The sequence below is a fragment of the Achromobacter sp. 1L-A-4-B-C2 genome (assembly GCF_057291955.1).
The window spans coordinates 13449-40156 of sequence record NZ_JBXAWP010000002.1; the positions used below are offsets into that span (position 1 = coordinate 13449).

20 protein-coding genes and 1 pseudogene are annotated in these 26708 nt (G+C 66.6%); 11 read left to right on the plus strand and 10 right to left on the minus strand.

What is annotated here, in order from left to right:
- Positions 1-13: 13 nt before the first annotated feature.
- Genes AC0Z35_RS07535 through AC0Z35_RS07545 form a run of 3 tightly spaced genes read left to right on the plus strand, consistent with a single transcriptional unit; the run spans position 14 to position 2651 of the window.
- Positions 14-853: a CheR family methyltransferase gene (locus AC0Z35_RS07535; RefSeq protein WP_046807058.1), complete on the plus strand. Its 840-nt coding sequence runs from the start codon at positions 14-16 to the stop codon at positions 851-853.
- Positions 850-1491 (plus strand): chemotaxis protein CheB, encoded by a 642-nt coding sequence (locus tag AC0Z35_RS07540; protein ID WP_413815436.1) that lies wholly within the window; start codon positions 850-852, stop codon positions 1489-1491. Before AC0Z35_RS07535 ends, AC0Z35_RS07540 begins: the two co-directional genes overlap by 4 nt.
- Before the next feature lie 20 nt (positions 1492-1511).
- On the plus strand, positions 1512-2651 hold the full coding sequence (locus tag AC0Z35_RS07545; protein WP_046807060.1) for a hybrid sensor histidine kinase/response regulator: 1140 nt from the start codon (positions 1512-1514) through the stop codon (positions 2649-2651).
- Between the two features lie 98 nt (positions 2652-2749).
- On the opposite strand, the gene AC0Z35_RS07550 is transcribed toward AC0Z35_RS07545, so the two are convergent.
- The 5 genes and pseudogenes from AC0Z35_RS07550 to kdgD form a co-directional block, all read right to left on the minus strand.
- Positions 2750-5140 (minus strand): TonB-dependent siderophore receptor, encoded by a 2391-nt coding sequence (locus AC0Z35_RS07550; RefSeq protein WP_485131671.1) that lies wholly within the window; start codon positions 5138-5140, stop codon positions 2750-2752.
- Positions 5141-5391: 251 nt separating this feature from the next.
- Positions 5392-6387, minus strand: coding sequence for a FecR family protein (locus AC0Z35_RS07555; protein ID WP_046807062.1), 996 nt, complete (start codon positions 6385-6387; stop codon positions 5392-5394).
- A gap of 119 nt (positions 6388-6506) precedes the next feature.
- Positions 6507-7028, minus strand: a pseudogene (locus AC0Z35_RS07560) (sigma-70 family RNA polymerase sigma factor); the annotation flags it as partial.
- A 272-nt stretch (positions 7029-7300) separates the two neighbouring features.
- Entirely contained in the window at positions 7301-8884 is a 1584-nt protein-coding gene (locus AC0Z35_RS07565) for an aldehyde dehydrogenase (NADP(+)) (protein ID WP_485131672.1), read from the minus strand.
- Positions 8885-8946: 62 nt separating this feature from the next.
- On the minus strand, positions 8947-9861 hold the full coding sequence (kdgD, locus tag AC0Z35_RS07570; protein ID WP_485131673.1) for a 5-dehydro-4-deoxyglucarate dehydratase: 915 nt from the start codon (positions 9859-9861) through the stop codon (positions 8947-8949).
- A 249-nt stretch (positions 9862-10110) separates the two neighbouring features.
- On the opposite strand from kdgD, the gene garD reads away from it, so the two are divergent.
- The 6 genes from garD to AC0Z35_RS07600 all read left to right on the plus strand — a co-directional run bounded on the left by garD (position 10111) and on the right by AC0Z35_RS07600 (position 16851).
- Positions 10111-11694 carry a galactarate dehydratase gene (garD, locus tag AC0Z35_RS07575; protein ID WP_104145779.1) on the plus strand — a complete coding sequence of 528 codons (1584 nt, stop codon included), beginning with the start codon at positions 10111-10113 and terminating at the stop codon, positions 11692-11694.
- A 79-nt stretch (positions 11695-11773) separates the two neighbouring features.
- Complete coding sequence (locus AC0Z35_RS07580; protein WP_485131674.1) at positions 11774-12823, plus strand: SMP-30/gluconolactonase/LRE family protein; 1050 nt, start codon at positions 11774-11776, stop codon at positions 12821-12823.
- A gap of 148 nt (positions 12824-12971) precedes the next feature.
- A complete protein-coding gene (locus tag AC0Z35_RS07585; protein ID WP_485131675.1) occupies positions 12972-13976 on the plus strand; it encodes a Bug family tripartite tricarboxylate transporter substrate binding protein in 1005 nt (334 codons plus the stop codon).
- Between the two features lie 201 nt (positions 13977-14177).
- Positions 14178-14516, plus strand: a complete 339-nt coding sequence (locus AC0Z35_RS07590) for a hypothetical protein (protein WP_485131676.1) — start codon at positions 14178-14180, stop codon at positions 14514-14516.
- Positions 14517-14657: 141 nt separating this feature from the next.
- Entirely contained in the window at positions 14658-15623 is a 966-nt protein-coding gene (locus AC0Z35_RS07595; RefSeq protein WP_223265042.1) for a helix-turn-helix transcriptional regulator, read from the plus strand.
- Between the two features lie 133 nt (positions 15624-15756).
- Complete coding sequence (locus AC0Z35_RS07600; RefSeq protein WP_104145794.1) at positions 15757-16851, plus strand: Crp/Fnr family transcriptional regulator; 1095 nt, start codon at positions 15757-15759, stop codon at positions 16849-16851.
- 106 nt (positions 16852-16957) lie between these two features.
- Here AC0Z35_RS07600 and AC0Z35_RS07605 read toward each other — a convergent pair whose 3' ends face one another.
- The 5 genes from AC0Z35_RS07605 to AC0Z35_RS07625 are packed head-to-tail and all read right to left on the minus strand — an operon-like array spanning position 16958 to position 21851.
- Positions 16958-18613, minus strand: a complete 1656-nt coding sequence (locus tag AC0Z35_RS07605) for an MFS transporter (RefSeq protein WP_046807069.1) — start codon at positions 18611-18613, stop codon at positions 16958-16960.
- Positions 18600-19010, minus strand: a complete 411-nt coding sequence (locus AC0Z35_RS07610) for a DoxX family protein (RefSeq protein ID WP_046807082.1) — start codon at positions 19008-19010, stop codon at positions 18600-18602. The genes AC0Z35_RS07605 and AC0Z35_RS07610 overlap by 14 nt, the downstream gene beginning before the upstream one ends.
- On the minus strand, positions 19007-20896 hold the full coding sequence (locus AC0Z35_RS07615) for an amidohydrolase (protein WP_485131677.1): 1890 nt from the start codon (positions 20894-20896) through the stop codon (positions 19007-19009). The genes AC0Z35_RS07610 and AC0Z35_RS07615 overlap by 4 nt, the downstream gene beginning before the upstream one ends.
- Complete coding sequence (locus AC0Z35_RS07620; RefSeq protein ID WP_046807071.1) at positions 20889-21185, minus strand: XapX domain-containing protein; 297 nt, start codon at positions 21183-21185, stop codon at positions 20889-20891. Before AC0Z35_RS07620 ends, AC0Z35_RS07615 begins: the two co-directional genes overlap by 8 nt.
- Before the next feature lie 12 nt (positions 21186-21197).
- Positions 21198-21851 (minus strand): hydrolase, encoded by a 654-nt coding sequence (locus tag AC0Z35_RS07625; protein ID WP_046807072.1) that lies wholly within the window; start codon positions 21849-21851, stop codon positions 21198-21200.
- Between the two features lie 635 nt (positions 21852-22486).
- On the opposite strand from AC0Z35_RS07625, the gene AC0Z35_RS07630 reads away from it, so the two are divergent.
- Complete coding sequence (locus AC0Z35_RS07630) at positions 22487-23290, plus strand: transglutaminase family protein (protein ID WP_046807073.1); 804 nt, start codon at positions 22487-22489, stop codon at positions 23288-23290.
- 85 nt (positions 23291-23375) lie between these two features.
- The gene (locus tag AC0Z35_RS07635) at positions 23376-26669 is read left to right on the plus strand and encodes a transglutaminase family protein (RefSeq protein ID WP_485131678.1); all 3294 of its coding nucleotides are present in this window, start codon (positions 23376-23378) and stop codon (positions 26667-26669) included.
- The last annotated feature ends 39 nt before the right edge of the window (positions 26670-26708 follow it).

The following is a 26708-nucleotide window of genomic DNA, read 5'->3' on the forward strand; positions in this document are numbered from 1 at the left end:
GCTGAACACCACCATGCCTGCCTCTGCCAAAGCGCGTATTGCCGACATCGAGCAGCGTCTGCTGCTTGATGCCATCTACCACCACTACCACTACGATTTTCGGGAGTACGCGCAGGCGTCCCTGAAGCGGCGGCTGCAAACCGCGCTGACCCAGTTCGGCTGCAAGACGCTATCGCAGTTGCAAGACCGCGTGCTGCATGAACCGGCGGTGTTCACCGCGCTGTTGCAGTTCCTGACCGTGCAGGTCAGCGACATGTTTCGCGACCCCGGCTACTTTCAGGCGCTGCGCACCGAGGTCATTCCCATCCTGCGCACCTACCCGTCGATCAAAGTGTGGGTGGCCGGATGCAGCGCCGGCGAAGAGGTCTATTCGCTGGCCATCCTGTTGGCCGAAGAGGGCTTGCTGGACCGCGCGCTGATCTACGCCACCGACATCAACCCGCATGCGCTGCGCGCCGCCGAGCAAGGCGTGTTCGACCTGGACCGCGTAGCCGCGTTTTCCAGCAACCACGCGCGCTCGGGCGGGTTGAGCTCGCTGTCTGACTACTACACGGCCCGATACGGACGGGTGGTGTTCGACAAGCGGCTGCGCGAACACATGGTATTTTCCGATCACAGCCTGGCCACCGACAGCGTGTTCGCCGAAGTGCACTTGATATCGTGCCGCAACGTGCTTATCTACTTCGAGCGCGACTTGCAAAACCGCGCGCTGGGCTTGTTCCATGACGCACTGGTGCACCGCGGCTTTCTTGGCCTGGGCTCGCGCGAATCCCTGCGGTTCACGGGGCAGGCCGACAACTTTGACGACTTTGTGCTTGAAGAACGCATCTACCGCAAAAAGGCGGGGCTGTGAGCTCGGGCGCGCCGACCCTTCCGGCAAGCGCGGCGGCAAGCACGGCGACAAGGACGCCGTCGGGCCCGTGGGACGCCATCGTCATCGGCGGCTCGTCGGGCGCGCTTGACGCGCTGAACGTGCTGATTCCCGCCTTGCCGGCGCGCCTGTGCGCGGCCGTGATCATCGTGCTGCATTTGCCGCGCGACCGACGCAGCCTGCTGGTGGATATTTTTCGTGAACGCTGCGCCTTGCCCGTGCTGGAGGCGGAAGATCAGCTTTGGATACAGCCGGGTCATCTGTACTTCGCGCCGCCGGATTACCACCTGTTGGTGGACCAGGGGCCGCGATTGGCGTTGTCGGTCGGCGCGCCCGTGTATTTTTCACGGCCGTCGATTGACGTCTTGTTTGATTCGGCTGCCGACTGCTATGGCGACCGGCTGATGGGCATCCTGCTTTCCGGCGCGAACGAGGACGGCGCGCAAGGCCTGGCTGCCATTCATGCCGCCGGCGGTCGCACCGTGGTGCAGTCGCCGTCGTCCGCCTCAATGCCCACCATGCCGCAAGCGGCGTTGGCCCGGCACGCGGTTGATGACCAACTGGCCCCCGACGAGATCGCCGCGATGCTTGCCCGCTTGCCGACGCAGCCCGTGCTGTAACCCTAAACCGCTTTGACACCATGTTCCTGACATCTGCCAAACCGCAAGAAGAAAGAATCAAATGCCTGCTCGTCGACGACATTCCCGAAAACCTGATCGCGCTGGAAGCGCTGCTGCAAAATGAAAAGATCCAGGTGCTCAAGGCCCAATCCGGCCCCGAAGCGCTTGAACTGCTGTTGAACCACGGCGACGTCGCGCTGGCGCTGTTGGACGTGCAGATGCCCGACATGAACGGTTTCGAGCTGGCCGAACTGATCCGGGGCAGCGAGCGTACGCGCCACATTCCGCTGATCTTCATCACCGCCGGTTCGCGCGAACACAACTGGCAGTTTCGCGGCTATGAAAGCGGCGCCGTGGACTTTCTGTACAAGCCCATCGACCCGCACATGCTGCGCATGAAGGCAAACGTCTTTTTCGAACTGCATGAGCGCAAGCGCGCGCTGGCGCAGCAGCTGGAAGAGCGCACCGAAGCCTTGCGCATCAACGAGATGTTCATGGCCGTGTTAAGTCATGACCTGCGCACGCCCTTGCAATCGATCGTGATGGGCGCGTCCCTGTTGCAGCGGCAGACGGACCCCGGCCGCGTGGCGGGCCTGGCCCAGCGCATGTTGCAAAGCAGCGAGCGCATGGCGCGGTTGATCGAAGACCTGCTGGACGTTACGCGTATCCGGCAGGCGGGCGGCTTGACGCTGGCCTCGGCCCAGCAGCGCATGGATGCACTGGTGCGCCGCACCGTGGACGAAGCGCAGACGGGCCGGCCCGACCGGCAGATCGAATGCGAATTCGTGGGCGACATGGCGGGCGTCTGGGACGGCGACCGCCTGTGCCAGGTGTTTGCCAACCTGATCGGCAACGCCCTGCATCATGGCGACCGCGACATCCCGGTGCATGTGCACGCCGACGGCACAGTGGCCGACCGCGTCACGGTCACGGTCAGCAATGGCGGCACGATTCCACCGGCTTTGCTGCCGCACCTGTTCAATCCCTTTCGCAGCGGCGAGCGTCGGGCTGACAGCCACAACGGGCTGGGGCTGGGCTTGTTCATCGCGCAGCAGATCGTGCTGAGCCATCACGGCCGCATCGGCGCCGAATCGCGCAACGGCGTGACGCGCTTCCGGGTGGACCTGCCGCGCGACAGCCAGCGCGGCGCGCCGGCGTAGATCGAAGCCGGTGCAGATCGAACTCGGTGCAGATCGAAGCCGGCGCAGATCTCACCCGGTGTAGATCGAACCCGGCGCGGACCAGACCCCGGCGTGGGTCAGAACTCGGCCGAGACCGACAGCAGCACCGTGCGCGGTGCGCCGACGGTCAAGCCTTCCCGCGCGGCCGACTGCCAGTAGTTCTTGTTGAACACGTTTTCCACCGTCGCCCGTACCACCATCGGCGTGCCGCTGGCGTTGAACGCGTAGCGCGCGCCCAGATCAAAGCGCGTCCAGCCGGGGATCGTCTGCGTGTTGCCCACGTCGACATACTGCTGGCTGGTGCGCACCATGCGCGCCGTGACGGTCAGGCCGGGCAGAAAGGGCGTGTCCCATTCCGCTGCCGCGTTGAACTGAAAGCGCGGCACGGCCGGCGCCCAGTTGCCATCATTGGCACCGCCTTCGGTGCGCGTCAGGCGCGCGTCGGTATAGGCCACGCCGCCCAGCAATCGCACGCCGGGCGCGGCGTCGCCTTGCACCAACAATTCCAGGCCGCGATTGCGCTGCTGTCCGTTGGATACGTAGCGGCGGGTGTCGGGATCCAGAAAGCTGCTGGGTTTTTCGATCTGGAACGCGCTTAACGTCGTGGAGAATTCGCCAAAGTCGTATTTGCCGCCCACTTCGATCTGCTTGGCAATTTCTGGCGCGAACATTTCCCCCGCATTGACCGAGCCTTCGGGCGCGGTGCCGCCCTGGCTCAAGCCTTCGATGTAGTTGCCGTACAGGGACAGGCGCTGGGTGGGGCGCACGGTCAATGCGAAGGCGGGCGTGACGGCCGACTTGGCATATTCCGACGTGCTGCGCCCGGTGGCGGCGTCAAAGTTGGTGGACTCGATGCGCTGGTGCCGAAAGCCCGCAATGACCTGCACGCGGTCATCCAGAAACGAGATCTTGTCGGCCAGCGCCACGCTGTACAGGCGCGACTCGCTGGTCTTGGGCAGGTCGCCCGGTCGCGCGATGTCCGGCTTGGGCAGGTCGGCCGGGTCGTACAGGTTTGAGAACACGGTGCGCGAACGGATGCGGGCCGACGAATAATCGATGTCCAGCGCGCTGGCGCTGATGGATGGCTCATGCTTGACGGCGCCGGTGTTAAAGCGCCCGCGCAGGCCGATTTCGCCCGTCTTGCTCAACAGGTTCTCGTTCAGCCGGGCCGGCACGGCGCCGATGTCGCCGTTGCCGTCCAGCATCAGCCAGCTGGTTTGCAGGCTTTCAAAGTCGTGCTTGCGCGCGCCGATGGCGCCGTACACCGTCCAGTCGGGCGTCAGGTCGTATTCGGCGCGCAGGGCGCCCGACCATTCCTTGGTCTTCCAATAGGTCCATGACGGAAAGAAGTTGCGGCGCGCGTCGGGCGCCGCGCCGATGTCCACGCCCGCCGGCGGCGGAAACAGCAAGCCGCTGCGCGCATCGGTGGTGCGGTTCTGATAGTTGATGTCGCCGTCCAGCCGGAAACGTTCGGCCTGGTAATCCAGGCCCAGGGCCACGGCGCCCAGGTTCTCCTTGGAGCCGTCTTGCGGCAGGTCGCCACCGCTGCCGGCCACGTTCAGGCGCACGCCGAACTGTTGGGTGTCGCCATAGCGGCGCGCCAGGTCGGCGTGCACGCCAAACTGCGAGTCGCCAATGTAGTTGATGGTGTAGCGGTTCAGCGGCTCGGCGCCGGCGCGCTTGGGCACCAGGTTGATCGCGCCGCCCACCGAACCGTACGGTGCCATGCCGTTGAGCAAGGCGTTGGGGCCGCGCAGCACTTCCACGCGTTCGACGCCGATCAGCGAACTGGCGTTGCGCGGCGACACGCCGTACAGGCCGTTGAACGACACGTCGTAGTTGAACAGGGTGAAGCCGCGGATGTTGAATTCATCGCGTCCCGCGCCGCGTGAATACGTGTTGCGCACCGACGGGTCGTTGACCAGTACGTCGCCGATGTTCTGCGCCTGCTGGTCCTCGATCAGCTTGGACGTGTATTGCGTGGCGCTGAAGGGGGTGTCCATGTCGCTCATGTTGCCCAGCAGGCCGATGCGACCGCCGCTGGCCACCTGGCCGCCTGCGTAGACGGGGGGCAGGCCGGTGTCCACGGCGCTGCCCGTGACGGTGACGGCTTCCAGCGTGGTGGCGCCAGCGGCGGGCAGGGCGGACAGCCGGAACTGGTTGGGCGCCTCGCGCGTGGCGCGTAGGCCGGTGCCGGTCAATGCCTGGGTCAACGCATCGGCGCGTGTATAGCGGCCCCGCACGCCGCCGCTCAGGCGGCCGGCCAGCAGCTCGGGCGGCGCGGCCAGCAAGATGCCGGTTTCATTGGCCAGCCGGGTCAGCACCTCGCCCACCGACGCGGCAGGGATGTCAAACGACAGCAGGTCGGCGGCGGGCGCGGACTGCGCATGCAAGGTCGGCGCCCAGGGGGCGAAGACGGCGGCGATGGCCAGCGCCAGCGCTGGCGCGGAGGGAAAGCGGTGAGACATGACGGAAACCTATGCGCTCGTGCGAGGGATCAATGAAGGAAGCGGGTGGAGAGGCAACGAAGCCGGCCAACGAAGCGGGCCAACGAAGCGGGCTAACGAAGCGGGCTAACGAAGCGGGCTAACGAAGCGGCCAACGAAGCGGCCGACGAAGCGGGCTAACGAAGCCAGACAACGAAACGGACGTTGCTAGAACTCTTGCTTCCTAAATCGAACGACGCATCGAAATGCGGAACCGCATGCGTGAATATTTTTCAGGCGTCGCGTGCTTCGATGCTGATCCACCAAGGCAAGGGGCGTTGCAGGCGGATGGGCAGCACCGAGGCCAACATGGCCAGCGCGCGGTCCACATCGGTAAGCGGATAGCTGCCGAAGACGGGCAGGCGCCCCAGCTCGGGCGACAAGCCCAGGTGCCCCGGGTGGTAGCGGCGCAGTTCGGCCACCACGTCGGACAGCGGCGTGCCATTGGCCAGCAGCAAGCCCCGGCGCCAGCTTTCACGGGCGGGGTCGGCAGGCATCAAGGGCTGCAAAGCGTCAGCGGTAAAGCGCGCCTGCTGGCCCGCGTTCACGACCTCGCTGGCGTCCGAGCGCAACAGGTTTACGCGCACCGCGCCGTCATACACCGCGACCAGCGTGCGCGCATCGCCCTGACTGACCGAAAAGCGCGTGCCCAAGGCTTGCACGCGGCCTTGGCCTGTTTCCACGAAGAACGGCCGCAGCGGGTCCTTGGCGGTATCGATCAGGATTTCGCCCGCCGCCAGTTGCAGGCGGCGTTCGGTGTTGCGGTACGCCACGTTGAACGCGCTTAGCGCGTTGATCCAGACCGTCGTGCCGTCGGCCAGTGTCACCTGCCGGGTTTCGCCCACGCCGGCCTGGTATTCGTTGCCCCATAGCGTGGCCAACGCGGACAAGGGCGTCTGGCGCCATGCGGTCCAGCCGATCCACGACAGCCCCAGCGCGCCGGCCAGACCCAGCACCACCTGACGGCGACGACGGGGCGCATCGCTGCGCGCCTGGCGAAATGCCGTCACGGCGGCGTGACGGTCAGGGCTGGATTGCAAGGGGGTGAAACGCCGGTCGATACGTTCAACGTAGCTCCACGCTTGCCGCTGTTCGGCGCCCCGGTCCATCCATTGCCGCCATTGCTGCTGCTCGGCGGCGGACGCTTGCCCGGTGCGCAGACGCGCGTACCACTCGGCGGCTTCTTCCATGACGCGGTGCGACGGTTCGACAGCGGTCACGGCCGTCATGGCGATACGGGCGATACGGGCGATACGGGCGATGCCGACAATGCAGGCAGTGCAGGCTTTGCAGGCAGTGCAGGCGTTGCGTGCGTTGCGGGCAGCGCGGGCAGTGCGGCGGCGGGAGCCGCAACGCGTTCATCCGGTAGCCCGGCGGCCAGTCGCGCTTCCAGCTTCATGCAGCACAGCATGGCGCGCGCCACGTACTTGCGCACCATGCGCGCCGACACGTTCAGCGTGGCCGCGACTTCGTTATCGGTCATTTCGCACGCCACCGCCATGACGAATGCGTGCGCGACCTTGGGCGGCAGTTCGCGCAGCATCGTGTCGATTTCGCCCAGCGCTTCCAGCACCATCGCCTGGTCTTCGGCGGACGACACGGTGGGTTCGGGTTGGGTGGCCAGCGCGTCCAGCCAGGCTTGTTCCAGGCTGCGGCGGCGCCAAAGATCCACGCACATGCCGTTGGCCATCTTGCGCAGATAGCTGCGTGCTTGTTGGGGGCTGTCGAAATGGCAGGGGCGGGTCAACAGGCGCACGAAGGCGTCGTGGGCCAGGTCGGCCGCATCCGCCGCGTTGCCCAGGCGCCAGTTCACCCAGGCCAGCAACCAGTGATGATGGTTGCCGTACAGGTGCTCGAAGTCCGTGGACAAAGGGGGTGCAGCGCTCAAGGGTCCGCCCGCTCACGACAGGTGTTGGCATTAATGCTAATGCGAACACTTATCAATTATTTACCGAGGGCAGATTATTGCGCGGCGCCGGGCGGCTTGGCAACCCGGGCAAAAACCAGTGTGGCGCGGGGGCGTCACGGCCCGAGGATGGAACACGGACCGGCGGCCCGAACCACCGGCCCGAACCACCGGTCCGGACCACCGGCAACCCGCGTCCCGCATTGCGCGGACGCGGGTTGCCGTTCTTCGCTAGCTCAAGCTGGCGTCAGCACGCCGTCGACCATGCGGGCGATCGACAGGGGGTTGGCGCGCTTGACGCCGTCGGGCAGCAGCGCGTCGGGCAGGTCCTGATAGCAGACCGGACGCAGGAAGCGGCGGATCGCCGTGGCGCCCACCGACGTCGAGGCCGGATTGGACGTGGCCGGGAACGGGCCGCCGTGCACCATGGCGTGGCTGACTTCGACGCCGGTCGGGTAGCCGTTGGCCAGGATGCGGCCGGCCTTGCGCTCCAGCACGGGCAACAAGGTCTTGGCCTGGGCCACGTCGGCATCGTCCACGAACAGGGTGGCGGTCAACTGACCTTCCAGGTGCTCGGCCACGGCCGTCATCTGGGCCACGTCGCGGCAGCCCACCACCAGCGAGGCCGGGCCGAACACTTCGGCTTCCAGTTCGCGCGATGCCAGGAAGCGGTCGGCTTCGGTGCCGAACACCACCGCGCCCGCCGCGTTGGCGGCCGGCTTGGACGCTTCGCCACGGCCCAGGGTGGCCACGCTGGCGTGCTTGGCCAGCGCATCGGCGCCTTCCTGGTAGGCCGCGAAGATGCCCGGGGTCAGCATGGTGGCCGCGCCCTTGGCGGTGACCGCCTCGGCGGCGGCTTTACGGAAGCGGTCCAGCGCCGGGCCTTCAACGCCCACGACCAGGCCGGGGTTGGTGCAGAACTGGCCCACGCCCATGGCCAGCGAATCCACGAAGCCCTTGGCGATGGCTTCGGCGCGCGCTTCCAAAGCGGCCGGCATCAGGAACACGGGGTTGATGCTGGACATTTCGGCGTACACGGGAATCGGCACGGGGCGGGCGTTGGCGGCGGCAACCAGCGCCAGGCCGCCACGGCGCGAACCCGTGAAGCCCACGGCGGCAATGGCCGGGTGCGACACCAGCGCGGTGCCGATTTCGCTGCCGGCGCCAAACAGCAACGAGAACGTGCCTTCGGGCAAACCGTGCTTGGCGACAGCGGCCTGGATCACGCGGCCAACCATTTCCGAGGCGCCGGGATGCGCGTTGTGTGCCTTGACGATGACGGGGCAGCCGGCGGCCAGCGCCGACGCGGTGTCGCCGCCGGCCACCGAGAAGGCCAGCGGGAAGTTGCTGGCGCCGAACACGGCAACGGGACCCAAGGCCACGTTGGCCAGGCGCAGGTCGGCGCGCGGCAGCGGCTGGCGTTCGGGTTGTGCCGGGTCGATCGTGGCGTCCAGGAAGTAGCCGTCGCGCACGACCCGCGCAAACAGGCGCAGCTGGCCCACGGTGCGGCCGCGTTCGCCTTGCAGGCGGGCGACGGGCAGGCCGGTTTCCAGGTGCGTGCGTTCAATCAGTGCGTCGCCCAGCGCCAGGATGCCTTCGGCGATGCTTTCCAGGAACTGCGCGCGGGTTTCCAGCGGGGCGGCACGGTACGTGTCGAAGGCGGCGCGGGCCAGTTCGGCGGCGCGCGCAACGTCGTCGGACGAGCCGGCGGGGAAGGCCGGCTCCAGGCGTTCGCCCGTGGCCGGGTTGATGGCGTATTGCGCGGCGCCCGCGCCCAGGAGGGCGGTCGAGCCGATCAGCATTTGGCCGGTCAGTGTCATGATGAATTCTCCGAAAAAAACGCCCCCGAGTCCGGGGGCTGATTGCAGTTCAGTCGGGCCGCTTACTGCGGGCCAAGCTTCTTGATCAGGGCGTTAAGCATTTCCATTTCTTCGCCGATCAGGTCAGTCAGCGGCGCGCGCACCGGGCCGGCGTCGTGGCCGACCAGCTTGGCGCCGGCCTTGACGATGCTGACGGCGTAACCGGCCTTGCGGTTGCGGATTTCCAGGTACGGCAGAAAGAAATCATCCAGCAAGCGGTTGGTGGTGTCCGAGTCCCCGGCAGCAATGGCGCGGTAGAAATCCATGGCGGTCTTGGGCACGAAGTTGAAGACGGCCGACGAATACACCGGCACGCCCAGCGCGCGGTAGGCGGCGGCATAGACTTCAGCCGTGGGCAGGCCACCCAGGTACGAAAAGCGGTCGCCCATCTTGCGGCGGATGCGCACCATGGCTTCGATGTCGCCAATGCCGTCCTTGAAACCGACCAGGTTCGGGCAGCGTTCGGCCAGGCGTTCCAGGCTGTCGGCCGACAGGCGGGACTGTGCGCGGTTGTAGACGATGACGCCGATCTTGACCGACTTGCACACCTGTTCCACGTGCGCGGCGATGCCGTCTTGCGAGGCTTCGGTCAGGTAGTGGGGCAGCAGCAGGATGCCCTTGGCGCCCTGGCGCTCGGCTTCTTGTGCGTAGGCGATGGCGGTGCGGGTGGGGCCACCGGCGCCGGCCAGGATCGGCACCTTGCCGGCGCAGGTTTGCACGGCGGTGCGGATGACGTCGGAGTATTCCTGGGGCGCCAGGGAGAAGAACTCGCCAGTGCCGCCCGCGGCGAACAGCGCGGTGGCGCCATACGGGGCCAGCCATTCCAGGCGCGCGGCGTAGGTCTTGGCGTTGAAATCGCCGTTCTGGTCAAAGTCCGTCACGGGGAAGGACAGCAAACCTTCCGAAACAATTTCCTTGAGTTCCTGCGGGGTGGTCATAGCGCGATCGTCCGGTGTGGTCGCGGCCAGCCTGCTTGAGGGGGCTTGGCGCGAGGGGGCGGTGGTGAAAAGGTAAGTCATCGTACAACACGTTTTCGGCCGTTTCAAGGGCGTCCGCTCTATGGTTTCACTTGTAGACAAGGGGAAACCCGAAATTTATTTTTGACCGCGTTCAAGGATATTCTCACGGTTGTACGATAACGTTTTGGATGCCGGATTTGCCTGCATCCCTATGCAAAAGGACTTTTCATGCAGGTTGCGCAACCCCAGGCGCCCGTGCTCATCAAGATACACGCGGATGACAACGTGGCCATCGTCGCCAATGAAGGCGGCTTGCCCGCCGGTACGGTGTTGCCCGATGGATTGCAGTTGGTGGACGCCGTGCCGCAAGGCCACAAGGTCGCGTTGCGCGATCTGGCCGAAGGCGATGCCGTGGTCCGCTACAACGTGGTGGTCGGTTACGCGGCCAAGGCCTTGCCGCGCGGCAGCTGGGTGAACGAACGCGTGACCACCATGCCGTCCGCGCGCACCTTGGAAGACCTGCCGGTGGGCACGCGCGTGACGCCGTTGCCGCCGCTGGAAGGCTATACGTTCGAAGGCTATCGCAATGCCGACGGCACCGTGGGCACGCGCAACATCCTGGCCATCAGCACCACCGTGCAATGCGTGCAGGGCGTGGTCGAACACGCCGTGGCGCGGATCCGCCAGGAACTGCTGCCGCGCTATCCCAACGTGGACGACGTGGTGGGCATCGAACACACCTACGGTTGCGGCGTGGCCATTGACGCGCCGGGCGCCGCCATCCCCATCCGCACGCTGCACAACATTGCGCGCAACCCGAACTTTGGCGGCACGTCCATGGTGGTCAGCCTGGGGTGCGAAAAGCTGCAACCCGAACGCTTGCTGGCCCCCAACGCCATTCCGATCCGCGCGGGCGAGGGCATGGGCAAAAGCGGTGATGACGTCGAAGGCGTCGACACCATCGTCTTGCAAGACGAAGAGAACGTGGGCTTTCAGTCGATGATCGACCTGATCATGCGCACCGCCGAACGCCATCTGCAAAAGCTGAACGCGCGGCGCCGCGAAACCTGCCCCGTGTCGGACCTGACGGTGGGCGTGCAGTGCGGTGGCAGCGACGCATTTTCGGGCGTCACGGCCAACCCCGCCGTGGGGTTCGCCACTGACCTGCTGGTGCGGGCGGGCGGCACCGTGATGTTTTCCGAGAACACCGAAGTGCGCGACGGCATTGACCAGCTGACCGCGCGCGCCGCCACGCCGGAAGTGGCCGACGCGCTGGTGCGCGAGATGGCCTGGTACGACGACTACCTGCAACGCGGCATGGCGGACCGCAGCGCCAACACCAGCCCGGGCAACAAGAAGGGCGGCTTATCGAACATCGTGGAAAAAGCGATGGGGTCGATCGTGAAGTCGGGCTCCTCGCCGATCCACGGCGTGTTGTCGCCCGGCAACCGGCTGACGCAAAAGGGCCTGATCTTTGCCGCCACGCCCGCCAGCGATTTCATTTGCGGCACGCTGCAACTGGCCGCGGGCATGAACCTGCACATCTTCACCACCGGGCGCGGCACGCCTTACGGCCTGGCGCAAGTGCCGGTGATCAAGGTGGCCACGCGCGACAGCCTGGCGCGGCGCTGGCACGACCTGATGGACGTGAACGCGGGGCGCATCGCCACCGGTCAGGCATCGATCGAAGACGTGGGCTGGGAACTGTTTCGCCTGATGCTGGACGTGGCCAGCGGCCGTCAGCAGACCTGTGCCGAAAAACTCAAGCTGCACAACGCCCTGGCGTTGTTCAACCCTGGGCCGGTGACTTGACGCGGCGCTGACCCGCGTCCAAGCCGGACCCTACGCTGACCGCATTGCCATCGCACTACACCGACAAGAGGAGACACCGATGGAGCATGCCCCCTTGGCCCAACCCGGCCGCCGTCGACTGCTGGGCGCCGCATTGGCGTTGGGACCGGCCGCGCTGGCCCAGGCGCAGTCGTTCAACTTCACGCCGCAGCAGCGCTACCCCGACCCGTCGGTGCGCATCCTGGACCCGGAGTTTTCCAAATACCGCATCTACAGCAGCAGCGTCGAGCAACTGGCCAGCGGCTTCCGTTGGCTGGAAGGCCCCGTCTGGGTGGGCGATGGCCGCTATCTGCTGGTGTCCGACATTCCCAATGACCGCATTCTGCGCTGGGACGAAACCACGGGTGCGATCAGCGTGTTTCGCCAACCGGCCAATTTCAGCAACGGGCTGGCGCGTGACCGCCAGGGGCGTCTGCTGGCCTGCGAACACCTGACGCGCCGGGTCACGCGCACCGACTACGACGGGTCCATCACCGTGCTGGCCGACGGCTATGACGGCAAGCGCCTGAATTCCCCTAACGACATCGTCTGCCAGCGCAACGGCGCCATCTGGTTCACCGACCCGCCGTTCGGTATCGGCGGGCATTGGGAAGGCGACAAGGCAAAGCCCGAACTGCCGCATGGCGTTTACCGCATCGACCCGGCCGACGGCCGTGTGACGCGCGCGCTGGAGGATCTGGCCGGCCCCAATGGCCTGTGCTTTTCACCGGACGAAAAAATCCTTTATGTGGTCGAGTCGCGCCATCAACCGAACCGCGTGGTGTGGGCGTATGACGTGGGCGCGGACGGCGCCTTGTCGGGCAAGCGCGTGCATATCGACGCGCAAGGCCCCGGCGCCATCGACGGCATCAAGTGCGACGAAGACGGCAACCTGTGGTGCGGCTGGGGCAGCAATGGCGCGCCCAATGCCAAGTCGGAAGAGTTGGACGGCGTGATGGTGTTCAACCCCGCCGGCAAGCCTATCGGCCACATCCGGCTGCCGGAACGCTGCGCCAACCTGTGCTTTGGCGGCGCCAAGCGCAACCGCCTGTTCATGGCCAGCAGCCATTCGTTGTACGCGCTTTACGTGGAAACGCGCGGGGCGGCCTGAGTGCAGATGGGCTGAACGCAGGCCACTGAACGCAGGCCACTGAACGAAGGCCACTGAACGAAGGCCACTTTGTTTTTCGTGCGCGGCGACGCAGGCGGGGCGCCGCGCCGGTTTTACCCCAGAACACCTCAAACAGTGTGGAGACAGCATGGACGTAAGCAAGAGACATTTCCTGGGCGGCGCCGCGGCGCTATGCCTGTCGCCGCTGGTGCCGGCATGGGCGCAGCAAGCCGGCGCATCCGCCGGTGGCAATGCGGCGAACTGGCCCACGCGGCCGGTGCGCATCATCGTGCCTTACCCGCCCGGGGGCTCGTCGGACATCATCGCGCGCATCCTGGCGCCGCGCCTGTCCGACGCGCTCAAGCAGACGGTGGTCGTGGAAAACAAGCCTGGCGCCAACGGCAACCTGGGCGCGGGCCTGGTGGTGCAATCGGCGGCCGAAGGCCATACCGTGTTGCTGTGTGATGTGGGCGCGCTGGCGATCAGCCCGTCCGTATACACGAAGCTGTCGTTTGACCCGTCCAAGGACCTGCGCGCCGTCAGCATGCTGGCGTATTCGCCGCACGTGCTGGCCGTGCATCCCGACGTGCCGGCCAAGACGGTTCAAGAACTGGTGGACCTGTCGAAGAAGCAGCGGCTGAATTTTGCCGTGACGGCGATTGGCAGCGCGCCGCACCTGGCGGCCGTGGCCGTGCAGCAGGCCACCGGCGCGCAGTGGGAATACGTGCCGTACAAGGGCGGCTCGCAGGCGGTCACCGACACCATCGGCGGCCAGACGCAGATCATCATGAACGGCCTGCTGGCCACGTTGCCGCACATCAAGGCCGGCAAGCTGCGCCCCATCGCCATTTCCAAGGGCGAACGCATGCAGCTGGTGCCCGATATCCCGACCATTTCCGAACAGGGCGTCAAGGGCTTTGAATCGGGCACGTGGCAAGGCGTGATGGCGCCGGTCACCACCACGGACCCGGTAGCCGAGCGCCTGGCCGTGCTGCTGACCCAGATCGTCAACCAGCCCGACGTGAAGGCGCAATTGAACGAGCAGGGCGCCGAAATCGTGACGCGCAACCCGGCCGAGCTGACGCAGTTCTTCAACAGCGAACGCGCGCGTTGGGCCAAGGTCGTGAAAAGCGCGGACATCCGGCTGGATTGATCCGCGCGGGCGCGGGTGCTGGCCGGGTTGCTGGCTGCGGGCTGGCTGTGGGCTGGCTGCGGGCTGGCTGTGGGCTGGCGCGGGCGGTGCGAACTGCGCGCACCGCACGGACTGCACCGATCCCACGGGTTGCGAAGGCGGGGCGGATGGGCGCACACTCGTGCCAGGCTTGCCCCGCATTCGTCATCCTCTGGAGCCACGATGAAAGCCCTGATCCTGGCCGCGTCCCTGGCGCTGGCGGCCGGCCCCGCGCCGGCGCGGGACGGCGTGCCCAGCGTCCCACAACCCCCCGCGTCCGCGCGCACCTTGCCTGACACGTGCCTGGGCAAATCTTGCCCCAAGACCGTTGACCCGAACCGCAGCGGGCAACCCTGCCTGGGCACCTCTTGTGGCGGCACCGGCTACCCGCCACCCGGCTCCCGCACCACGCCCGCCAACCCGCCGTGGAGTGGTCCGGCACAACCGAAACTGCCGCCGATGCCCTCGCGCTCGGGGCCGCCCGTTGGGCCATTGACGCCCGGCCCAGTGTTACCGCGTTAGTGTCGGCGACGCCCGCCGTGACACCATGTTGAAAAAATGCGTGACGATACTTGTTGCAGGGCAACACGGCCTGTTATCTTCCCGCCGATAACAAGATTGTTGCGTTTCTTTGCACCGGTCGCGACCCTGGGGAACCCATCCATGCCTGCCCGACTACGCCTTATGTCCGAGCCCGCCCCAGGGCCTGAACCCTTCCTGCTGGCTGCTGCCGCGCCCAAGCCCGCGCCGTCCACCGACGCCCTGGGATGTTCGGCCAGCAAGCTGGTCATCAACCAGCATTTCGAAGGCGGCGGGCTGACGTTTTATCGCAAGCGCACCGACAACGAACGCTTCGGCACCGTGGAGACGCCTGCGTCCGACCGGGGTTTTCTGGTGGGCGTGGCGATGCAGGGGGGCCACCGCCGCCGCATCCTGCAAGGCCAGCATGCAACGGCCCACGATTTTGATATCGGGTCCGTCTACATCCGCGACTTCAACGATGATTACCGCGCCGATCTGACCGGCGGTTTTGACTTTGTGCTGATTGAATTGCCGCGCGCCTTCATCGAACGCGTCAACGATGAAAAAGGCGGGTCCCGGGTCAGCAGCCTGCTGCCGCGCACGGGCAAGGGCGACCCCGTGCTGGCAAATTTATCGCAAGTATTGACGACGGTGCTGGCGCAGCCCGCGCCGGCCAACAGCTTGTTTGTGGAACACCTGAGCCTGACGATCGGTGCGCACCTGCTGGCGCATTACGGCGCCGGCGCCACGACCGGCTGGGAGCCCGCGGGCGGCACGCGCGTGCTGTCGCGCAAGCTGGAAGCGCGCGCCAAGGACATGTTGCTGTCGACCCTGCGCGAAGATTTGTCGATGACGGATATTGCCGAAGCCTGCAACCTGTCGCGCAGCTATTTCATCAAGGCCTTCCGCCAGACGGTAGGCACCACGCCACACCGATGGCTGCTTGAGCAGCGCGTGCAAAAGGCACAGGAATTGCTGCGGGTGCCGGGACAGTCGATTACCGACATCGCGCTGCTGTGCGGTTTTGCGGACCAGGCCCATTTGACACGCGTGTTCACCAGCGTGGTGGGCGTATCGCCGGGCGCTTGGCGCAAGGTGCACGCCTAGGGCGCCTGCCCGTTGTGCGATCATTGCTCTTTCGTACAAAGCAACACCCAAGTACGCAAGACCCACCGGCAGCCCGAAGCTATCTTGATAGCGTATCTTGCCGCTTTCTTCGGACTACCCGGACGTGAATCTCATGAATCGCCCAGCCATCGACCTTGCCTGCCGTCCGCCGGACTTGCCGGCCTTGCATGCGCAGGCGTTTCCCATGCTGACCGCCGCCCAGATCGCGCGGGCCACGCCTTACGGTGAACCCATGCTGGCGCCGGCCGGCAGCGTGCTGCTGCAAAGCGGCGGCCAGGAGGCCGCCTTTCACATCCTGCTGCAAGGCACGGTTGAAGTGCTGGAATGCGAGGCCGACGGGGCCATGCAAAGCCTGCTGGTGCATCGCGATGGCGAATTTACCGGTAGCCTGGACTTGTTCACCGACCGCCCTAATGCCGTCACGGCCCGCGCCGCGTCGGACAGCCGGCTGCTGCGGCTGTCGCGCGAGGCCCTGGCGCGGCTGTTGCTGGCCGAACCCACGCTGGCGGACATCGTGCTGCGGGCGTTCATGCTGCGCCGGATCAGCTATTTGCGCCAGCGCCCGTATGGCGGCGCGATCCTGCGGTCGGCCATGGGGGTAGGGCGGGTGGACCCGGTGTTGGATCTGGCGGTTATCGGCGGCGGTCCGGCCGGGTTGGCGGCCGCCGCCTATGCCGCGTCCGAGGGGCTGCACACCTTGCTGGTGGGCGGTTCGCTATGCGGGGCGCAAGCGCCGGGCGCCTACGCCTTGCCGGCCTTTCCGGGCACCCTCACGGGCTTGTGCGATGGCGGACTGCTGCGCCGCGCCGAAACGCAAAGCCGCCATTTTGGATCGCACGTCATGCCGCAACGGCTGGCGACCGCGTTCGACAGCGCCAGCTATCCCTACCAGGTGTGGCTGGATGATGGTCAGGTGATCGAGGCACGTAGCCTGATCGTGGCGACCGGCCTGGCCGAAGACGGATCGGGCCAGGGCAATACCGACTGGCTGGAGGGCTGCCTGGACACCGATGACCGGGGCCGCATCCACACCGGTCGCGCCGCCGCCGGGTCCATGCAGGCACGCGCCTATGAAAGCTCGCAGCCCGGCGTGTTCGCGGCCGGCTCGGTGCGCGCCGGCTGCGTGCCGCAAGTGCTGGCGGGCATCGCCGAAGGCGCGGCGGCGGTGCGCGTCGTGCACCGCTTCCTGGACGCCTCGGCGCACTAAGCCGGCGGCTCGGTCACTAAGCCGGCGGTTCCGCCACTAAGCCGGCGGCTTGGTCATCCAGCCGGCGGCCCGCCCCTCACACCGGCGGGTCTCCCGACCGTGGCCTTCAACCGGCCTGGCTGCCCCCGGCCTCCGATGTAGCCCCAGGCTTCCCCTGCCGCAAGTCCAGCGCCAGGAAATGATGCACCACCGGCTTTTCCGGCCCGATATGAAAGCGCTGGGCTTCGCCCTGCAAGTCGGCATCGGCCTGCGAGACGCGTTGATGCTGGCGCAAATGTTCCGCCCACGATTCCACCAGGAACCATTCCTGCACGCGCTCGGGTTCGCCGGTGTGCTCGGCCACGCCCCAGGCATAGGCGCCATCGCGCCGCCGTTCTTCGGCCACTGACTTGAGCGCGGCCAGGAACGCGGGGCGGTCCTGCACGCGGATGCGGTATTCGATCTGCACCATGACCGGTCCGCGATCGTGTTCCACCGGTGTGTCCAGCAGCGGTTCGGGCCAATGGTTGGACGGGTCCAGATTCGCTTCGCCCTGCGGCAAGCGCATGCGGTGCAGCAGCACCCCCGCCACCAGCAGGCCCGCCGCGCCGGCCAGCAAGGTGGCCGGCACGCCGATCTCTTGCGCCAGCAGGCCCCAACCCAGGCTGCCCGCCGCCATGGCGCCGTTGAAAACCATCAGGTAGATGGCCAACCCACGGCCGCGCACCCAGTTCGGCAGTATGGCCTGCGCGACGCCGTTGAACGTTGTCAGCGCCACGATCCAGCCCATGCCCAGCAGCAACAGCAGCAGCACGGCGGCCCATTGCGGCGGCGCGAACGACAGCGCGGCCATCACGGCGGCGGCCACGACGGCGGCGGCCAGCACCAGGCCATCGGTGTTCAGGCGTGCGCGCAGACGCGGCAACACCACCGCGCCCAGGATCGCGCCCACGCCCACCGCGCCCAGCAGCACGCCATAGAAGCCGGCGCTGCCGCCCAACATGCGGCGCGCCACCAGCGGCAGCAACGCCCAGACCGAGCTGGCAAAGATGAAGAACACGGCCGCGCGCAGCAACACCACGTGCAGCTCGCGGCTGGCGCGCGCAAAGCGCACGCCCGCGCGGAAGGCGCCGAAGAACTGTTCCGACAAGCCGTCGTCCACTTTCTTGGGCCGCTTCCACCAGATCAGCGCGCCGATCACGAACACGTAGCTGATCACGTCCGCGCCATAGGCGGCGGCCGCGCCGAACGCGGCCAGCAGCAATCCGCCCACGGCCGGGCCCAACGCGCGGGCGATGTTGATGCCCAGCGAGTTCAAGCCCACGGCGGTTTTCAGTTCGGCCTTGGGCACCAGTTCGGGCACGATGGCCTGCCAGGTGGGGCCCATCAGCGCCGTGCCCACGCCGCCCAGGAAGGTCAGGGCGATCAAGGTTTCGACGGTCAGCGTGTTGGTCTTGGCCATCATCAGCAGGGTGAAGCTGACGCAGGCCAGCAGCACCTGGATGATGATCAGAAAGCGCCGCCGGTCCAGGATGTCGGACAGCACGCCGGCCGGAATAGCAAGCAGGAACACCGGCAAGGTGGCCGCCGTCTGCATCATGGCGACGGCGGCGGGGTTGGTGGACAGGTCGGTAACCAGCCACGCGCTGGCCACGTCGCGCATGAAACTGCCGATGTTGCCCAGGATGGTGGCGCCCCACAGCACGGCGAACAGCGTGTGCTTCAAGGGCGCCATGCCGCTCACGGCGGCGGCGGGCGGGGGGGTGCGATCAGGTCCGGCCATGCAGGCGCTCCGTCAGGTCATGCCAGGCGACCAGGACGAATGCCCCGGCCAGCCCCAAGTGTTCATAGAACGCGTTCATTGTCATGAAGCGCGCGTCGGCGGGCGCTTGCCAGTAGCGGTTCGCCATCAGCGCCGCCACGGCGGTGAACAGCGCCAACGCCAGCGCGCCCAGCCAGCGCAGCCGCCCGGACAGGATCAGGGCGCTGGCGCCCAGTTCCAGCACGATGACGGCGACGGCGGCCGGCGCGGCGGGTTGCAGGCCAAAATGCGCCATCTCGGCCTGCGCGCCCGCGAAGTCCAGCAGCTTGACCAGCCCGCCCTGGATATAGGCGCCGCAAAGCGCCAGCAGGGCCAGCCAGCGCACCGCCTTCGAGGTCAGCGGACGGGGCACGGTCATACCGCCCAGCACGCGCAACCCAGCGCGCCCCAAAAGCCTTTCAGGTCCGACACCGGCAGCTTGCTGGCCCAGGCGCCCGCATGCTGGTGGCCGTGCACATTGCAGTCGTTCGCGCAGGCGCAGCCGGCGGCCGCTTCGCGCAGCGAGGTCTGCAAGGGCTTGCCTTCGGTGTCTGCCCAGGCGCCGTAGCCGCCGAACAGGCGCGTGGGCGACCAGTCGGGCATGGCGGGCGGGGGGGGCGCGTCGTCATGGGCCGAGAATTCGCCCGCGCCCCACACCACCTTGCCGCCCACCACGGTGAGCAGGCTGCTGGTGTCGGCGATATCGGATTCCGGGCACGCGAAGAAGTCGCGATCGGGTACCACCAGGTCAGCCAATTGGCCCACGGCGATGCGGCCTTTCTTGCCTTGTTCGTTCGAGAACCAGGTGACGTTCTCCGTCCACATGCGCAGCGCGGCGTCGCGGTCCAGGCAGTTGCGTTGCGGCGTCAGGCGCATGCCGCCCACGGTCTTGCCGGTGATCAGCCAGGACAGCGACACCCACGGGTTGTAGGACGCGACGCGCGTGGCGTCGGTGCCGGCCGACACGTTGACGCCTTTCTCCAGCATGCGCTTGACGGGCGGGGTGGCCTCGGCCGCGCCGGCGCCGTAGCGTTCAACAAAATACTCGCCCTGGTAGGCCATGCGATGCTGCACGGCCACGCCGCCCCCCAGCGCCGCGATGCGGTCGATGGACTTTTCGGAAATGGTCTCGGCGTGGTCAAAGAACCAGTTCAGCCCGGCCAGCGGCACGTCGCGGTTGACGCGTTCAAACACATCCAGCGATCGGCTGATGGTTTCGTCATAGGTGGCGTGCATGCGCCATGGCCAGCGGTTCTGGGCCAGGATGCGCACCACTTCTTCCAGTTCGCCTTCCATCTCGGGCCCCATCTCGGGGCGCGGCTGGCGGAAGTCTTCGAAGTCGGCGGCCGAGAACACCAGCATTTCACCCGCGCCGTTGTGGCGGAAGTAGTCGGTGCCTTGCTTGTATTGCGACGTGGCCGTCCAGTTCAGGAAGTCTTCTTTTTCCTGCTTGGGCTTTTGCGTGAACAGGTTGTAGGCCAGGCGGATCGTCAGCTGGTTGGCGTCGGCCAATTGCTGAATCACCTGGTAGTCCTCGGGGTAATTCTGAAAACCGCCGCCCGCGTCGATGGCGCCGGTGACGCCCAGGCGGTTCAGTTCGCGCATGAAGTGGCGCGTGGAGTTGACCTGGTATTCCAGCGGCAGCTTGGGGCCCTTGGCCAAGGTGGCGTACAGGATCGACGCGTTGGGCTTGGCCAGCAGCAGGCCGGTGGGGTTGCCGACGGCATCGCGCACGATTTCGCCGCCCGGCGGGGCGGGCGTGGTCTTGTCGTAGCCCACCGCGCGCAAGGCGGCTGCGTTCAGCAGCGCGCGGTCGTACAGGTGCAGGATGAACACGGGCGTATCGGGCGCCACGGCGTTTAGTTCCTCGATGGTGGGCAGGCGTTTTTCGGCAAACTGGTGCTCGGTGAAGCCTCCCACCACGCGCACCCACTGCGGGGCGGGGGTAATGGCGACCTGACGGCGCAACATGGCCATGGCGTCGGACAGGCTGCGCACGCCGTCCCAACGCAATTCCATGTTGTAGTTCAGTCCACCGCGGATGATGTGCAGGTGGTTGTCGATCAGGCCCGGCAGCACGCCGCGCCCGTTCAGCGCGATGACCTTCGTCGCGGGACCGGCCAGCGGCAGGATGTCGGCGGCGGCGCCCACGCGCGTGAAGCGGCCTTCGCGGATGGCGACGGCGTCGGCCACGGGGTTGGCCGGGTCCAGCGTGGTGAAGCGGCCCTGGTGCAGGATCAAATCGGGGGCTTGGGTGTCAACCATGGCGCTTGTCTCCACATGCATCGGCGGTTGTTTCAGAGGGGGCGGACGCCTTGGGGCAACTGGGCAGCTCGCCGAACATATGCGGCTTGACCTGCTCGTGCAGCCAGGACGTGCGCGTGGCCGGTTCAGCCATCATGCGCTTGACCAGCGGGGGAATCTGTTCGCCGGCCAGGATGCCCAGAAGGCCTACCAATGCAATGACCGGTGGCGCGGGCGAGCGCACGTTGAACAGCGCATAGATCACGCCGACCAACAGGCCAAGCGCCAGCGAAACAAGGTAGACCTTCATGGGCAGCTCCTATCAGGCTTCGTGCGCGTTGAACATGGACTTGGCGTAGATGATGCCCAGGCCATAGGCGCCGCCAAACTTCTTGGCGATGCCGGTGGTCATTTCGTAGCTGTCGGTGCGCGCCCAGTCACGCTGCATTTCCAAGAGGTATTGCAGCGCGGTGATCGGCTGGCCGCCGGCTTGCACGATGCGTTCGATAGCGCGGTTGTGCGCTTCCACGGACACGTCGCCGCAAGCGTCGGTGATGACATAGACTTCAAAGCCCTGGTCCAGCGCCGACAGGGCCGGGCCGACGATGCACACGCTGGTCCACAAGCCGGCCAGCACGATGCGCTTCTTGCCGATTTCGTTGACCTGCTTGATGACGGCGGCGTCTTCCCAGGTGTTCATGGACGTGCGGTCCAGCAGGGCCTGGCCGGGGAAGGGCGCGGTGACTTCGTCGAACATCGGGCCCGAAAAGCTTTTTTCGGCAACGGTGGTCAGGATGGTGGACGCCTTGAAACCGGCGGCGGCGTGCGCGACCAGCGCGGCGTTGTTGCGCAGCGTGATGGCGTCGATGGAATGGGTGGCGAACGCCATCTGCGACTGGAAGTCGATCATGATCAGCGTGTGGTCCTGCGGGGACAACAGCTTGGCGCCGGGTTTGGCGAAGGCGGTAACGGACATGGTGTGGCTCCTTGGGATGCCGTTTGGAAACCCCCGCAATGTGCCTGCGTTACGTAGCGATGTATTGAACGATTGTCCGGCGCTTTGAAGATTGTGGCTGCCCACGGCCCTGCGGTGCGGCGTTCCGGCGTTCCGGCGTCCCGGCGTCCCGGCGTCCCGGCGTTCCGACTTCCCGACTTCCCGACTTCCCGCGCCCCGGTGCGAGAGCCCTGTTGTGCGCGGAACAATTTTGCAATGGCTTGTAAAAAAGTCGCGCGGCGGCTTTGCGGCCATCGCACCGGTTTGGTGCCTGGCGCCGGATATCGGGCATGGCCGCGCGTCAAAGCGTGCGCCGGCGCCGCGCGCGGGGGTGGGTTTCAAGGGCGTCGGGGCGCTGCGCGGGCGCGCGGAACGGGGCTTTCCCGCTGGCACACATGTTGCTTGGTCATTGCATGGTTATGGCTTTTTCATTGTTTTTGCATTGCTTTTTCATCGCACGCACAGGGCATGCGCATGACCTGTTCAACGCTTGCGTATTGCTGATTTATTTCATTGGCTTGTTGCTACTATCGACCGTCGTGCCCCGCCGGTAAATAGCGAACGGGCAGGGTGCGCCGCCCAGACGTGACCAGCGTGACCGCAGTGTGGAGATTTTCATGAAGCATCTCATCAAGCACGTGACCCGCTACCGCTATGCCGCCCCGGTCAACTACACCATCCAGACGCTGCGGCTGACGCCCCGGCGCGACGACCATCAACATGCCTTGCGATGGCAGATCCAGACCCCGGGCGAAATTCAGCCCCAGGTGGACGCGTATGGCAACGTCACGCACACCCTGACGCTGCACCGCACCCATAGCGAAATCGAGATCCATGCGGTGGGGCAGGTCGACATCCATCCGCTGGCGCAGGGCCGCGTGGGCGATGAAGACGAACGCCTGCCCGTCTACATCTATGGCGTGCCTACCGCGCTGACCCAATGCGACGATTCCATCCGCGCGTTCTGCCGGCGTGTGGTGCCGCGCGGCGTGCACAGCGCGGACGACGTGCTGATGCTTAGCGCCGCCATCCGCGAACACGTGGCGGTTCAACCTGGGCTGGGCGGCCCCGCCATGACCGCCCCGCAAGTGCTGGCCGCGCGGCGCGGCGGCAGCCAGGACCAGACCCATCTGCTGTTGGCGTGCGTGCGTGCCCTGGGCACGCCGGGCCGCTTTGTCAGCGGCTATTGGCACGAAGCCGGCGACGACGCCGCCAGCCACGGGTGGGCCGATGTCTGGCTGGCCGGGCACGGCTGGGTCAGCGTGGACGTGAGCCACGCCGCGTTTGCTTCCGACGGCCATTGCCGCCTGGCCGTTGGCCGCGACTACGAATCTGCCTCGCCCGTGCGCTGGCTGCACGGCGCGGCGGCCACGCTGTCGATGGACGTATCGGTACAAGTGCAGGTGCAATCAAGCCACTGATTCCTTTGATCTTCCCTTTGCGCCCCCGCGTTTGCTCCCCGCGCCCCCATAATCCAAGACGGCCACCGCCGACCCGGAGAAGGCTTTGACGATCCACGTAGCGCTCAAGCACGTCACGCAATACAACTATGACCGTCTGGTCAGCCTTTCCGCCCAGGTGCTGCGCCTGCGGCCCGCGCCGCACAGCCGCACACCCATCCTCTCGTACTCGCTGACGGTGGAGCCGGCCGAGCACTTCCTGAACTGGCAGCAGGACCCGTTCGCCAACTACCTGGCGCGGCTGAATTTTCCGAACAAAACGCGCGAATTCAAGATCACCGTGGACCTGGTCGCCGAAATGGCGGTCTACAACCCCTTTGACTTCTTTCTGGAACCCGACGCCGAGGAATTCCCCTTTACCTACGACGACGGGCTGGCGCGCGAACTGGCGCCATACCTGATCCGCGACGAGGCCACGCCCCGGTTCGCGGAATTCTTGTCGCGCGTGGACAAGCGGCCGCAGCGCACCGTGGATTTCCTGGTGGGGTTGAACCAGCAGGTGCACAAAGAAATCAGCTACCTGATCCGCATGGAGCCCGGCGTGCAGACGCCGGAAGAAACGCTGGCGCGGGCGGCGGGATCGTGCCGCGATTCGGGTTGGCTGCTGGTGCAGGCGCTGCGCCACCTGGGGTTGGCGGCGCGTTTCGTGTCGGGCTACCTGATCCAGCTCAAGCCCGACGTGCGCGCGCTGGACGGCCCCAGCGGCGCGCAAACCGACTTTACGGATCTGCACGCGTGGTGCGAAGTCTATCTGCCGGGCGCCGGCTGGATCGGGCTGGACCCCACGTCCGGCCTGCTGGCGGGCGAAGGCCATATTCCGCTGGCCGCCACGCCCGAACCCGGCAGCGCCGCGCCGGTGACGGGCGCGGTCGACGAGGCCGAGGTGGAATTCACGCACACCATGTCGGTCACGCGGGTGTTCGAATCGCCGCGCGTCACCAAGCCGTATAGCGACGAGCAGTGGCGCGCCATCCTGGACCTGGGCGACAAGATCGATGACCGGCTGGACCACATGGACGTGCGCCTGACGATGGGGGGCGAGCCCACCTTCGTTTCGGTGTCCGACCGCGAAGGCGCGGAATGGAATACCGCCGCGCTGGGCCCCACCAAGCGCGGCTATGCGCTGGAACTCTTGAACCGCCTGCGCACGCGCTACGGCGGCAACGGCTTTGTGCACCTGGGGCAGGGCAAGTGGTATCCGGGCGAACAATTGCCGCGCTGGGCGCTATCGATCTATTGGCGCGCCGATGGCCAGCCATGCTGGGATGACCCCACGCTGTTCGCCGACGAACGCCAACGCAGCGCGTACACGGTGGCGGACGCCAAGCGCTTCGTCATGCGGCTGTGCGAGCGGCTTGAGGTGGACGCGCGCCACGTCGTGCCGGGGTATGAAGACGTCTTCTATTACCTGTGGCGCGAACGCCGGCTGCCGGCCAACGTGGACCCGTTCGATTCCCGGCTGGACGATGAAATGGAACGCGCGCGCCTGCGCCGCGTGTTCGAGCAGAAGCTGGACAGCATCGTCGGCTATGCGTTGCCGATCCAGGCGGGCGAGGGCGGGCCATGGGTGTCCGGCCCCTGGTTCTTGCGCGACGAACGCATGTACCTGTTTCCCGGCGATTCGCCGATGGGCCTGCGCCTGCCGCTGGATTCGCTGCCCTGGGCGGCCGAGGCCGATGCGCCGGTGCTGACCGAGCGCGACCCCTTCGATGCGCGTCGTTCGCTGCCCGGGCCGTCGCAGCTGCTGGCGCAGAGCCGGCGTATGGGGGCATCCACTACGCCGGACGTCCACCCGCCCGCCAAGTTCGAATCCGCCGCCAACCTGACCCGCACCGCAATGTGCGTGGAAACGCGCAACGGCATCCTGTATGTGTTCATGCCGCCCTTGCCGCGCCTGGAAGATTACCTGGCGCTGGTGGCGCAGGTGGAAGGCACGGCGCGCGATCTGGGCGTGAAGATTGTGCTGGAAGGCTACCCGCCGCCGCGCGATCCCCGCCTGAAGGTGCTGGCGGTGACGCCCGACCCCGGCGTCATCGAAGTCAACATCCACCCGGCCGCCAATTGGGCCGAACTGGTAGACCATACGGAATTCCTGTACGAAACCGCCTTCGAGACCCGGCTGTCCACCGAAAAATTCATGGCCGACGGCCGCCACACCGGCACCGGCGGCGGCAACCACTTCGTGCTGGGCGGCGCCACGCCGGCCGATAGCCCCTTTCTGCGCCGCCCCGACGTGCTGGCCAGCCTGTTGGCGTACTGGGTCAACCATCCGTCTTTGTCGTACTTGTTTTCCGGGCTGTTCATCGGCCCCACCAGCCAGGCGCCGCGCATCGACGAGGCGCGCAACGACCAGGTTTACGAGCTGGAGCTGGCGTTTCAGGAAATCCACCGGCGCTGCGCCGAACAGGGCGAGCAGGTGCCGCCCTGGATGATCGACCGCGCGCTGCGCAATATCCTGGTCGACGTGACCGGCAATACCCACCGATCGGAATTCTGCATCGACAAGCTGTATTCGCCCGACAGCGCCACCGGCCGCCTGGGCCTGCTGGAACTGCGCGCCTTTGAAATGCCGCCGCATGCGCGCATGAGCCTGGCCCAGCAGCTGCTGCTGCGCGGCCTGGTGGCGCATTTCTGGAAAACGCCCTATACCGCGCGCCTGACGCGCTGGGGCACCGAGCTGCATGACCGCTTCCTGCTGCCCACCTTTGTGAAGATGGATTTCGAGGACGTGCTGGCGGATCTTAACGAGGCGGGGTACGGCTTTGACCCTGCCTGGTTCGCGCCGCATTTCGAGTTCCGCTTCCCGCTGTTCGGGGACGTGGCGGCGCGCGGCATCCATCTGGAACTGCGCGGCGCGCTGGAACCCTGGCACGTAATGGGCGAAGAGGGCTCGTCCGCGGGCACGGTGCGTTACGTGGATTCGTCGTTGGAACGGGTGGAAATCCGGGTATCGGGCTTGAACGACAACCGCTATGTTGTCACGGTCAATGGCCGCGCGCTGCCCTTGCAGCCGACCGGCCGGGTAGGCGAGTACGTGGCGGGGGTGCGCTACAAGGCCTGGTCGCCGCCGTCGGCGCTGCACCCGACGATACCGGTGCATGTGCCCTTGACGGTGGACATTGTCGACACCTGGAATCAACGCTCATTGGGGGGCTGCAAATATCATGTCGCGCATCCGGGCGGGCTGAATCCGGAATCGTTCCCGGTCAATTCCTACGAGGCCGAGAGCCGGCGCCTGGCCCGGTTCGAGAAAATCGGGCACACGCCGGGCCGCATGGACGTGGCGCCGGCGCAAGTGGGCCGTGAATTTCCGTTCTCGCTGGATTTAAGGCACGATTGACCCCTTGTTGGAATTTGAACCCCGGCGCCCCCGTCGCCT

Excerpts from the sequence above, each read along its gene's own strand:
- AC0Z35_RS07535 (WP_046807058.1), top strand. The coding sequence starts at position 14 with ATGCCTGCCTCTGCCAAAGCGCGTATTGCCGACATCGAGCAGCGTCTG.
- AC0Z35_RS07545 (WP_046807060.1), top strand. The coding sequence starts at position 1,512 with ATGTTCCTGACATCTGCCAAACCGCAAGAAGAAAGAATCAAATGCCTG.
- AC0Z35_RS07550 (WP_485131671.1), bottom strand. The coding sequence starts at position 5,140 with ATGTCTCACCGCTTTCCCTCCGCGCCAGCGCTGGCGCTGGCCATCGCC.
- AC0Z35_RS07555 (WP_046807062.1), bottom strand. The coding sequence starts at position 6,387 with ATGACGGCCGTGACCGCTGTCGAACCGTCGCACCGCGTCATGGAAGAA.
- AC0Z35_RS07565 (WP_485131672.1), bottom strand. The coding sequence starts at position 8,884 with ATGACACTGACCGGCCAAATGCTGATCGGCTCGACCGCCCTCCTGGGC.
- kdgD (WP_485131673.1), bottom strand. The coding sequence starts at position 9,861 with ATGACCACCCCGCAGGAACTCAAGGAAATTGTTTCGGAAGGTTTGCTG.
- garD (WP_104145779.1), top strand. The coding sequence starts at position 10,111 with ATGCAGGTTGCGCAACCCCAGGCGCCCGTGCTCATCAAGATACACGCG.
- AC0Z35_RS07580 (WP_485131674.1), top strand. The coding sequence starts at position 11,774 with ATGGAGCATGCCCCCTTGGCCCAACCCGGCCGCCGTCGACTGCTGGGC.
- AC0Z35_RS07585 (WP_485131675.1), top strand. The coding sequence starts at position 12,972 with ATGGACGTAAGCAAGAGACATTTCCTGGGCGGCGCCGCGGCGCTATGC.
- AC0Z35_RS07590 (WP_485131676.1), top strand. The coding sequence starts at position 14,178 with ATGAAAGCCCTGATCCTGGCCGCGTCCCTGGCGCTGGCGGCCGGCCCC.
- AC0Z35_RS07595 (WP_223265042.1), top strand. The coding sequence starts at position 14,658 with ATGCCTGCCCGACTACGCCTTATGTCCGAGCCCGCCCCAGGGCCTGAA.
- AC0Z35_RS07600 (WP_104145794.1), top strand. The coding sequence starts at position 15,757 with ATGAATCGCCCAGCCATCGACCTTGCCTGCCGTCCGCCGGACTTGCCG.
- AC0Z35_RS07605 (WP_046807069.1), bottom strand. The coding sequence starts at position 18,613 with ATGGCCGGACCTGATCGCACCCCCCCGCCCGCCGCCGCCGTGAGCGGC.
- AC0Z35_RS07610 (WP_046807082.1), bottom strand. The coding sequence starts at position 19,010 with ATGACCGTGCCCCGTCCGCTGACCTCGAAGGCGGTGCGCTGGCTGGCC.
- AC0Z35_RS07615 (WP_485131677.1), bottom strand. The coding sequence starts at position 20,896 with ATGGTTGACACCCAAGCCCCCGATTTGATCCTGCACCAGGGCCGCTTC.
- AC0Z35_RS07620 (WP_046807071.1), bottom strand. The coding sequence starts at position 21,185 with ATGAAGGTCTACCTTGTTTCGCTGGCGCTTGGCCTGTTGGTCGGCGTG.
- AC0Z35_RS07625 (WP_046807072.1), bottom strand. The coding sequence starts at position 21,851 with ATGTCCGTTACCGCCTTCGCCAAACCCGGCGCCAAGCTGTTGTCCCCG.
- AC0Z35_RS07630 (WP_046807073.1), top strand. The coding sequence starts at position 22,487 with ATGAAGCATCTCATCAAGCACGTGACCCGCTACCGCTATGCCGCCCCG.